This window comes from Streptomyces sp., from assembly GCF_019510245.1.
Classification (GTDB): Bacteria; Actinomycetota; Actinomycetes; order Streptomycetales; family Streptomycetaceae; genus Streptomyces.
Map to the genome: position 1 here is coordinate 1 of NZ_JAEKKT010000430.1, position 2,246 is coordinate 2,246.

General features: G+C 69.9%; 1 protein-coding gene and 2 pseudogenes. 2 read left to right on the forward strand and 1 reads right to left on the reverse strand.

Translation table 11 applies throughout. The features are described from left to right. Positions 1–299: pseudogene (locus JF597_RS53435) on the forward strand (hypothetical protein); the annotation flags it as partial. A 105-nt stretch (positions 300–404) separates the two neighbouring features. Then, positions 405–1,883, forward strand: coding sequence for an MFS transporter (locus tag JF597_RS53440; protein WP_294014273.1), 1,479 nt, complete (start codon positions 405–407; stop codon positions 1,881–1,883). Positions 1,884–2,031: 148 nt separating this feature from the next. On the opposite strand, the pseudogene JF597_RS53445 reads toward JF597_RS53440, so the two are convergent. Next, positions 2,032–2,246: pseudogene (locus tag JF597_RS53445) on the reverse strand (hypothetical protein); the annotation flags it as partial.

Sequence of the window (2,246 nt, forward strand, 5' to 3'; positions counted from 1 at the left end):
CGCAGTTCCCGCGCCCTTTCGGGGCGTGGGGCGCACGGCATCGGACGGGGACTCCCTCCAACTCGCCGTCTCCTTCCGGTGCGCCGGGCTCACGGTCGCCGCCTTCCGTCGTCAACGACGGCCCCGCGTACGCCGACTACCCCTCCCCCGGCGGTGGTTACGGCCTGATCGGCATGCGTGAGCGGGCCCGTTCCGCCGACGGGCGGATCCGTACGGGCGGTCTCGTCCAGGGCGGCTTCCAGGTCGTTGCCGAGTTGCCGTATCAGCCGGGCGGTCACCAGGAGGAAGCGGCCGTCTGAGCCGTGCTTTCCAGTCCATCATAAATTGAACTTGCTTAAGTCAATCAATTGCGATTCACTTGAGTGAGTCAAGCAATACTCAGGTTCCCGACCAGAGGCCCAGCCATGTCCGACGCCCTTGCCCAACCCGCCGAAGCGGGGTCCTCAGCCCCGCCGAAGCCGAACGCCGTGGTGGCGGTCCTGGCTCTGGCCGGAATCGTCGTCTCGCTGATGCAGACCCTGGTCATCCCGATCGTTCCCGAGCTGCCCAAGCTCCTGCACGCGGAGCCCTCCGACACCGCTTGGGCGGTCACCGCCACCCTGCTCGCCGCGTCCGTGGCCACGCCGGTCGTCGGGCGGCTCGGCGACATGTTCGGCAAGCGCCGGATGCTGCTGCTCAGCATCGTGCTGCTGGTCTCCGGTTCGCTGGTCTGCGGTATCGCCGACTCCCTCGTCCCGATGATCGTCGGACGTGCTCTGCAGGGTCTGGCCGCCGCGGTCGTACCGCTCGGCATCAGCATCATGCGGGACGCGCTGCCGGCCGACCGGCTGGCTGGGTCCACCGCGTTGATGAGCGCCTCGCTCGGCGTCGGTGGCGCGCTGGGGCTGCCCGCCGCCGCGTTCATCGCCGACAACTGGAACTGGCACATCCTGTTCTGGGTCTCGGCCGCCCTCGGTGCCGTCGCCTTCGTCCTTGTCCTGCTGATCGTGCCCGAGTCCAAGGTGCGCGCCGGGGGCCGGTTCGACCTCGTCGGTTCGCTGGGTCTGTCAGCCGGTCTGGTCTCGCTGCTGCTGACCGTGTCCAAGGGCGGTGACTGGGGCTGGACGAGCGGCACCACCCTGGCTCTCGGCGCCGCCGCGGTCGTGATCCTGCTGTCCTGGGGCTGGTGGGAACTGCGCAGTCCGCAGCCGCTGGTCGACCTCCGGACCACCGCCAGGCCGCAGGTGCTGTTCACCAACCTCGCCTCGATCGCGCTCGGCTTCTCGATGTTCGCGATGTCCCTGGTGCTCCCGCAGCTGCTCCAGCTGCCCGAGCAGACCGGCTACGGTCTCGGCAAGTCCATGCTGACCGTCGGCCTGGTGCTGGCCCCGCAGGGCCTGGTGATGATGGCCATGTCCGCCGTCTCCGCGGCCGTCACCAAGGCCAAGGGGCCCAAGGTCACGCTGATGATCGGCGCGCTGATCGTGGCCGCCGGCTACGGGCTCAACATCGTCCTGATGTCCGAGGTCTGGCACCTCGTCCTGGTCTCCTGTGTCATCGGCGCCGGCATCGGCTTCACCTACGGCGCGCTGCCCGCCCTGATCATGGGTGCCGTGGACCCCACCCAGACGGGCGCCGCGAACAGTCTCAACACCTTGATGCGGTCCCTGGGCACCTCGTTCGCCAGCGCTCTCGCCGGTGTGATCCTGGCCCGGATGACCACCGATTTCGGCGGCACCGCGCTGCCCTCGGAGAACGGCTTCAAGGTCGTCATGGCGATCGGAGCGGGCGCGGCGCTCCTCGCCTTCGCCGTAGCGACCTTCATCCCACGCCGGCGTCACGCCACCCCGCAGCCCCCGTCCGACGAACCGACGAAGCCGACGGAGGTCGGCGCCAAGGCGTAAGACCGGTTCCTGTACCGCGCTGACCGGCCGTCGCTCCCTGAGGGGGCGGCGGCCGGTCGGTGTTCTCCGGGCAGCGGCCGCCGTCAGCCGTGAGTTCACGGAAAGCTCGCCCGGCCTGGAAGGACCCGAGCCCGTACCCCGCGGCCCCTCACTTGATCACCGCGTTCGCCACCACGACCACCACGCCCAGCATCGCGTCCACCCCCCCGATGGTGATCGCGGCCGGCCAAGTGCGGTGGGACCAGCGGGCCGTGACCAGGCCCAGGGTGAACAGGAGGGTGATGTTGAGGGCGAAGGCCGGGTACTCGACGCCGTTCGCCGGCCACCAGCCCCAGCCCGCGCCGGCCAGGACGACGGCCGTCG

What these genes read in the sequence shown, in the direction of transcription:
- JF597_RS53440 (WP_294014273.1), top strand. Translation starts at nt 405, where the DNA reads ATGTCCGACGCCCTTGCCCAACCCGCCGAAGCGGGGTCCTCAGCCCCG.